Raw genomic sequence first — 6,383 nt, forward strand, 5'->3', positions numbered from 1 at the left:
GACCGCCCGGCGTACGACCGCGGCTCCCCGGCGCTCGCGCACACGGCGACGGCGCCCGCGGTACGGCCGCGGGGCCCGCCGCGGGTGACGGAGGCCCGGGTCCACTCCCACAGGCGGGGGCCGAGTTCCGACGGCCGGGGCAGGGAGCGGGCGGCTCCCCGCGCCGCCCGCCGGCGCGCGGACAAGCCCTCCGCCCGGCGCTGCCCCGGGGTGATCCGTGTGTTCGCCATCGCGCCCCGCCCCCCTACTTGCCGACCTGTTCCGGGTCGAGGTCCTTGAGGGGGCGCCGACGGTCCTCGAGGAGGTTCTTGGCGTCCTCGTCGAGGAGCTCGTTCTCGTCGCTCGCGGCGAACGCGTCGCGGTTCTGCCCCGCGGCGCCGCTGTCGGCGGTGTCGGCGGGGCCTTCGGGGCCGCGCCGAGCGGACTGACGGTCGTCTGCCATGAAGCTCTCCTCCTCGTTCGCACCCGGCCCTGACCGGCGGCGGCCAGGCGCCCGGATGCCGTGCCGCGGGTCCCGTGGAGTGTGCCCACGCGAGGACGAGCAAAGCACGCCCGTGGTCCGCTCCTCCAATTCGGCAGGTGGCGGGCCGAACGGGCACGCGTGAATGAGTCTCCGGGTGCGGGGCAGGCGGAGATCGAACGGAACGCGTCATTCTCCGCGCACGGCATGGAATCCCGGCATGGAATCCCGGAATGGATGGGAAAGAGGGAAGGGCGGCGTGGGAATTCCGGCGTCCCCCGGTTGAGCGGCGGAGTGTGTTTCACAGGACGCCCCACGTTCCCTTCGGACCGGTATTTCGGAAAACGCCGGTCACACCGGCTGTCACGAGGATCCGGGCCCGTACCACGGCACCCGAGCGCCCAACGCGCTCGCCCCACCCCTCCCAGGGGGCGGACACCGGCGAGGTTCCGCGACCCGGACCGGGTAGGCGAGTGACGAGCGATACGCATACGTACAGGAGTGGTGGTCGGATTGGGCCTGACAGGAATCGACGTCGTGTACGCCTGCGCGGGGCTGGGCGCCCTCTGCGCGGCGGTGCTGCCGACGGCGCTGGCGAAACGGCCCCTGTCCCTGCCCATGGTGTTCCTCGCAGCCGGTTTCCTGGTGTTCCTGCTGCCCCTGGACGTGCTCCCGGAGCTGGACCCCGTACGGCACCGTGGTGTGGTGGAGCACCTCACGGAGGTCTGTGTCGTGGTGGCGCTGATGGGTGCCGGGCTGGCCATCAACCGGCCGCCGGGCCTGCGCGCCTGGTCGACGACGTGGCGGCTGCTGGGTCTGGCCATGCCGCTCACCATCCTGCTCACGGCGGCCGCCGCGGGGTGGCTCCTGGGATGGCCTCCGGCCGTCGCGCTGCTGGTGGCCGCCGCTCTCGCGCCCACGGACCCGGTCCTCGCCGCCGAAGTGCGCGTGGGTGAGCCGACCGACGAGAAGGACGACGAGGACGAGGTCCGCTTCGCGCTGACCAGCGAGGCCGGCCTCAACGACGGACTCGCCTTCCCGTTCGTCCTGGCCGCCATCGCGTTGACGGCGTCCTCCGCGACCGGCTGGTCCACGGAGGGGCTCTGGCACTGGGCCTGGAGCGACGTACTCATACGCAGCACGGTGGGGCTGGTGGTGGGCGTGCTCGTCGGCCGGCTGCTCGGATGGATGTTCTTCCAGGCCACCTGGAAGGCGCTGCGGCTCTCCGAGCACCGCGAGGGCTTCGTCGCCCTCGCCGCGACCTTCACCGCGTACGGGCTGACCGAACTGCTCCACGGCTACGGGTTCCTCGCCGTGTTCGTCGCCGCCGTCACGATCCGCGGCGCCGAACGCGACCACCGCTACCACCGCGTCATGCACGCCTTCACCGACCAGATAGAGCGGCTCCTCACCGCGGTCGTCCTCTTCCTCGTCGGCGGCTTCATCGCCGACGGCGGCCTCGCGGCCCTGACCTGGCGCGGAGCCCTTCTGGGCCTGCTGCTCTTCCTGGTGATCCGCCCGGCCGTGGGATGGGCCGTCCAGATGCGGGGCGCGGCCACGGGCAGGCAACGGGCCGCCATCGCCGTCTTCGGCATCCGGGGCATCGGCTCCTTCTTCTACCTGGCGTACGCGCTGGGCGAGGCGGACTTCGCGGCCCCGGCACGGGAGTTGTGGGCCGTGGTCACCTTCACCGTCCTGCTCTCGGTACTCCTGCACGGTGTCGCGGCCACCCCCGTCACGGCGCGGCTCGACGACGCGGAGGGCCCGGGCGGCGACCCGGCCCCGGGGCGGGCCGGCTGAGGGAATTCCGGGTGACCGCCCGTCAGGCTCCGTTGTCAGTGGCTCCCCATAGTGTGGATACATCACTCGGGGAGCCGTGGCGAAGGAGCAGGAACATGTCCGCAAAAAGAATCCAGCACAAGGTGAATCACGTCGCGCTGGTCGTGGACGCCTCGGGTTCCATGCGCCCGCATGAAAGCCAACTCATTCGCGTCGTGGACGAGTTCGTGGCGGGTTTGAAGGCTGAGTCGGACAAGCTCGGTCATGAGACCCGGATCAGCCTCTACTCCTTCGACCACAGGGTGGAAAACCTGGTCTGGGACATGGACGTGAAGCACCTGCCGTCCATGCGGGGCCTGTACAAGGTCAACAACGGTGCCACCGCACTCATCGAAGCCTCGCTGAAGTCCCTGGACGACCTGGACCACATCTGGGAGGAGTACGGCGAGCACAGCTTCCTCCAGATCGTGGTGACGGACGGCGAGGAGAACGCCTCCGGAGGCGCCAGGCGGCACGACGGCGACATGACGGTCCTCGGCCCCTGGCTCGACAAGATCGCGGCGCGGATGGGCGCGCTCCCGGACCACTGGACTTCCGCGATCCTCGTCCCGAACTCCCTGGCGAAGCGAACCGCCCAGAACTACGGTTTCCCGGCCGGAAACATCGCCATATGGGACGCGGACTCCCAGGAGGGCGTGAAGGAGGCGATCGGTACGGTGCGCGCCGCCGCCACCAGCTTCCTCCGCGGCCGCGAGAAGGGTGTGCGCGGCACGAAGAACCTGTTCGCGGTCGGCCAGGACCTGTCGATCGACGAGGTGCGGGCGAACCTCGAACCGGTCCCGGCCGACACCTACCGGCTCCTGAAGGTCGACACGGAAGCGGAGATCCGCTCCTTCGTCGACTCGCATCCGGGTGTGACGTACGAACGCGGAGCGTGCTACTACCAGTTGGGTACCCGGGTACAGATACAGCCGGACAAGGAGGTCATCGTGGTCGAGAAGGACACCGACCGCGCGTACACGGGGGACGCGGCACGCAGTCTTCTGTTCGGCACCGGCGTCCGGGGGACCGTCTCGGTGAAGGCGGGGAGCAATCCCAAGCTGGAGGTCTACGTCCAGAGCCGTTCGGTGAACCGGAAGCTGAAGCCGAAGACGCGGCTGCTCATCATGCTCTGAGACGTACCGGAAGGTGTTGGGAACCGTTCCGGTAGTGAGCGCGGGTTCGGGGTAGTCGCTCGCCATGGAATCGCTGAGGCCCGCCCCCCTTGCCCCGCGCGCCGTCCGGCAGCTGCGCCGCATCCGCACCGTGTACGCCGCGGGACTCGTCCTCTGGGCGGCGGGAGCCGCCTGGGAGGGCGGGCAGCATCCGGGCAGCCGCCGGATGTGGGTCTCCCTGATGCTCCTGGCCCTGTTCGGCGGGCTGCTGTCCCTCACCGTCGCGTCGCTCTGGCGCCACCGGGTGGCACTGCGGCTGCGTGCGGCCGCCCGCCGCGCCCGCTCCGGGGCCCGCTCGGCCCAGACCGCGGCCGCCCGGGCCCTCCCGGGGCGCACAACTGCCTCCGGCTGAAGGGGAGTCCCGGCGTATGCGGCCGCCTAACGGGTTCGGGAACGGGCTGCGTGGCGGGCTAAGGCGGCGTAGCGCGGGCAGACGCGCGGCATGAATGCCTTGAGCCGCTGGGAGGACGCCGTCGAGCGCTGGCAGGACGCGCTCATGGACCGGATCCGCCACCGTGAGCCCGTCGAACTGGTCCGGGCGCTGCAGCGCGAGTGCGACGAGCGGGCCGTGGTGTGCAGCCGCTGCCGCGTGGTCGCGCCCAACGCCTACGAGATCGACCTGCCCCCGGACGTCTACCGGAAGATCGCCCGGCACGCCCGGAGAATCGGGCTGCAGCTCACCGATGCCCTCGTACGGCACGGCGAGAACCACCGCTACGAATGGGCCGGGCCGCTGGCGGTCCGGCTCCGGCCCGCGGAGCTCGAGCCCGGCTCCCGGTACCGGATCTCCAGCGCGCCCATGCCGCACATCAGGGCGGCCGCTTTTCCCGACTGACCCGTCGGCCGGCACGCGCAGGAGAGCCGCGCCGCCGCCGGTGCGTCTGAGGGCGGTGGGGCGGGGTAGTCGCTTGACGACAGCATGACCGAAGAAGGAGGACGAGATGGCAGAGCACGAGAAGGCCCCCCGCCACCCGCGGACCACACCGTCCGAAGCCGTGGGCGAGAGCGGCGACCGAGAGGCCCGCGAGCAGGCGGACGACGCCGTCGTACGCCGCTCGCCGACGAGCGAGGGCGAAGCGGACGCCGGGGGCAGCACGGCCAAGCGGCAGCGGCCGGGCATCGGCCGCGAGGAGCAGGCCCGCCCGGACACGTCGCGGGGGTCGGACGCCGGGAACCGCTGACCGCGCGAACCACCCGCGCCCGCCCCGACCCGCCCTTCCCCGGGTCCCGTCCCGGTCAGTCCGGGGCCGGGATTCGGCGCCGTCGGTCGGGGGTAGGCGGGCCCCGGCACCGAGCCCCCGTCCGGCGGGCCGGGCCCATCGAACGGAGTGATCCGAAATGCGTACCGCAGCGGCCAGGGCCATGGGCGTGGCCACCCTCGGATACGGCGTGGCGGTCGCCTGCAGCCCCCGCGTCCTCGCCCGCCCCTGCGGGCTTCCCGATCACGGTTCCTCCGCGCTGCTGATCCGGGCGCTGGGAGTACGGGACGCGGTCATCGGCGCCGCGATGGTGACGGTCCCCGCGGGCGCCGCGCTGCGTACGGCCGTACTGTGCCGGGTCGCGGTCGACGCGGGGGACGCCCTGCTCTTCGGTACCTTCCTGGCCCGGCGTGCCGAGCGCGCGAAGGCGGCCTCGGCCGCCCTGGCCTGGGCGGCACTGTGCGGGTGGACCCTGACCGACGGCGGCCGCCCGACGGCTCCGCTCGTACAGGACGCGGCGAACGTCGCCGTACGCGCCGCCCAGGCCGCGACCCGCGCGGAACTCTGACGGCGCGGGGGACCGGCCCCGCACGAGTCCCCCGCGGGGGAGACATCACGCTGGGGGGAGCCCCCGTGCGGTGGGGGCCCGGGGGCGGGCCCTGGCAGAATCCGTCCCACACCCCTCGACCGACGGCACAGGAGCAGCAGGCATGGAACCGCGCGTGGTGGACCGCCCCGAGAAGTCCCGTTTCGAGATCCTCGCCGGCGAGGACGGCACCGAGACGGCGGGCTTCGCCGACTACTCCCTCTCCGAGGGCGGGATCGCCTTCACCCACACCGAGACCGACCCGCGCTTCGCCGGCCGGGGCCTGGGCGGCCTCCTCGCCCGCGGCGCCCTCGACGACGCCCGGGCGCGGAGCCTGGACGTGCTGCCGTACTGCCCGTTCATCCGGGGGTGGATCGGCAAGCACCCGGAGTACGCGGACCTGGTGCCCGAGGCGCGCCGTACGGAGTTCGGCCTCTGAGCGGTCCCCGGCCGGCCGACGCCGGGGAGCGCTGGTCCACGCCCCCGGCGGACAACCCCGGCGCCCGGGAGCGGTACTGGACCGGCAGCGGACCGATGCGCGTCCTGCACACGCCGCAGCACACCCAGGCGGTCGCCCCGGCCCGGCCGGAGGCGCCCCGGCCGTGATCCGGCGCGTGCCGCCCCGACCCGTGCCCGCATGAGTGACCCCCCGAGGGGGCAGGGGCGGTACTGCACGAGACGTAAGACCGATTGGGGCGATGTGCGAAGCGTGGGCGTGGAAGAGGAACTGTTGCTGGTGGACGCCCGCAGTGGCGAGCCGCTGGCCCTGTCAGGGGTCGTGCTGGCGGCTGCGGACCGGTCCGCCGGGCACCTGCCGGGCAGTGCTGGAGAGCCTGCCCACACCTTCGAGAAGGAGTTGCACGAGGAGCAGCTGGAGTTCGCCACGAAACCGGTGACGGAGATGGGCGAGCTCCTGGAGGAGATCACCGGGTGGCGGGCGGAGGCCGCCCGGCACGCGGCGTCCGCCGGGGCGCTGGTGGCCGCCCTCGGTACCTCCCCGCTGCCCGTCCGGCCGTCGATGAGCGCGGGCAGGCGCTACGAGTGGGTGGGCGAGCAGTTCGGCCTGACCGCGCAGGAGCAGCTGACGTGTGGCTGTCACGTCCACGTGTCGGTGGAGTCGGACGAGGAGGGGGTCGCGGTCCTGG

At 72.6% G+C, this 6,383-nt stretch carries 10 protein-coding genes; 8 read left to right on the forward strand and 2 right to left on the reverse strand.

Annotation, left to right across the window (positions count from 1 at the left end):
• Together ABT106_RS30490 and ABT106_RS30495 are read right to left on the reverse strand one after the other, a co-directional pair.
• Nucleotides 1–230 (reverse strand): hypothetical protein (locus ABT106_RS30490; protein WP_351283886.1); only part of this gene is annotated, 230 nt, incomplete at its 3' end.
• A 14-nt stretch (nucleotides 231–244) separates the two neighbouring features.
• A complete protein-coding gene (locus ABT106_RS30495; protein WP_351283889.1) occupies nucleotides 245–442 on the reverse strand; it encodes a hypothetical protein in 198 nt (65 codons plus the stop codon).
• 537 nt (nucleotides 443–979) lie between these two features.
• On the opposite strand from ABT106_RS30495, the gene ABT106_RS30500 reads away from it, so the two are divergent.
• The 8 genes from ABT106_RS30500 to ABT106_RS30535 form a co-directional block, all read left to right on the forward strand.
• Nucleotides 980–2,260 (forward strand): cation:proton antiporter, encoded by a 1,281-nt coding sequence (locus tag ABT106_RS30500; RefSeq protein ID WP_351283910.1) that lies wholly within the window; start codon nucleotides 980–982, stop codon nucleotides 2,258–2,260.
• 95 nt (nucleotides 2,261–2,355) lie between these two features.
• Entirely contained in the window at nucleotides 2,356–3,414 is a 1,059-nt protein-coding gene (locus tag ABT106_RS30505; RefSeq protein WP_351283892.1) for a vWA domain-containing protein, read from the forward strand.
• 64 nt (nucleotides 3,415–3,478) lie between these two features.
• Entirely contained in the window at nucleotides 3,479–3,805 is a 327-nt protein-coding gene (locus ABT106_RS30510; RefSeq protein WP_351283894.1) for a hypothetical protein, read from the forward strand.
• A 90-nt stretch (nucleotides 3,806–3,895) separates the two neighbouring features.
• A complete protein-coding gene (locus tag ABT106_RS30515) occupies nucleotides 3,896–4,288 on the forward strand; it encodes a DUF3662 domain-containing protein (RefSeq protein ID WP_351283897.1) in 393 nt (130 codons plus the stop codon).
• Nucleotides 4,289–4,394: 106 nt separating this feature from the next.
• Entirely contained in the window at nucleotides 4,395–4,634 is a 240-nt protein-coding gene (locus ABT106_RS30520; protein ID WP_351283899.1) for a hypothetical protein, read from the forward strand.
• A gap of 157 nt (nucleotides 4,635–4,791) precedes the next feature.
• Nucleotides 4,792–5,220, forward strand: coding sequence for a hypothetical protein (locus ABT106_RS30525; protein ID WP_351283901.1), 429 nt, complete (start codon nucleotides 4,792–4,794; stop codon nucleotides 5,218–5,220).
• Between the two features lie 142 nt (nucleotides 5,221–5,362).
• Nucleotides 5,363–5,677 (forward strand): GNAT family N-acetyltransferase, encoded by a 315-nt coding sequence (locus ABT106_RS30530; protein WP_351283904.1) that lies wholly within the window; start codon nucleotides 5,363–5,365, stop codon nucleotides 5,675–5,677.
• Nucleotides 5,678–5,938: 261 nt separating this feature from the next.
• A partial coding sequence (locus ABT106_RS30535) for a glutamate-cysteine ligase family protein (protein WP_351283907.1) occupies nucleotides 5,939–6,383 on the forward strand: 445 nt, incomplete at its 3' end.

Origin of the sequence: Streptomyces sp. NPDC002044 (genome assembly GCF_040296725.1) — a bacterium.
Classification (GTDB): domain Bacteria; phylum Actinomycetota; class Actinomycetes; order Streptomycetales; family Streptomycetaceae; genus Streptomyces; species Streptomyces antarcticus.

Coding starts and splice junctions, on each gene's coding strand:
- ABT106_RS30495 (WP_351283889.1), bottom strand. CDS start 442: ATGGCAGACGACCGTCAGTCCGCTCGGCGCGGCCCCGAAGGCCCCGCC.
- ABT106_RS30505 (WP_351283892.1), top strand. CDS start 2,356: ATGTCCGCAAAAAGAATCCAGCACAAGGTGAATCACGTCGCGCTGGTC.
- ABT106_RS30510 (WP_351283894.1), top strand. CDS start 3,479: ATGGAATCGCTGAGGCCCGCCCCCCTTGCCCCGCGCGCCGTCCGGCAG.
- ABT106_RS30515 (WP_351283897.1), top strand. CDS start 3,896: ATGAATGCCTTGAGCCGCTGGGAGGACGCCGTCGAGCGCTGGCAGGAC.
- ABT106_RS30520 (WP_351283899.1), top strand. CDS start 4,395: ATGGCAGAGCACGAGAAGGCCCCCCGCCACCCGCGGACCACACCGTCC.
- ABT106_RS30525 (WP_351283901.1), top strand. CDS start 4,792: ATGCGTACCGCAGCGGCCAGGGCCATGGGCGTGGCCACCCTCGGATAC.
- ABT106_RS30530 (WP_351283904.1), top strand. CDS start 5,363: ATGGAACCGCGCGTGGTGGACCGCCCCGAGAAGTCCCGTTTCGAGATC.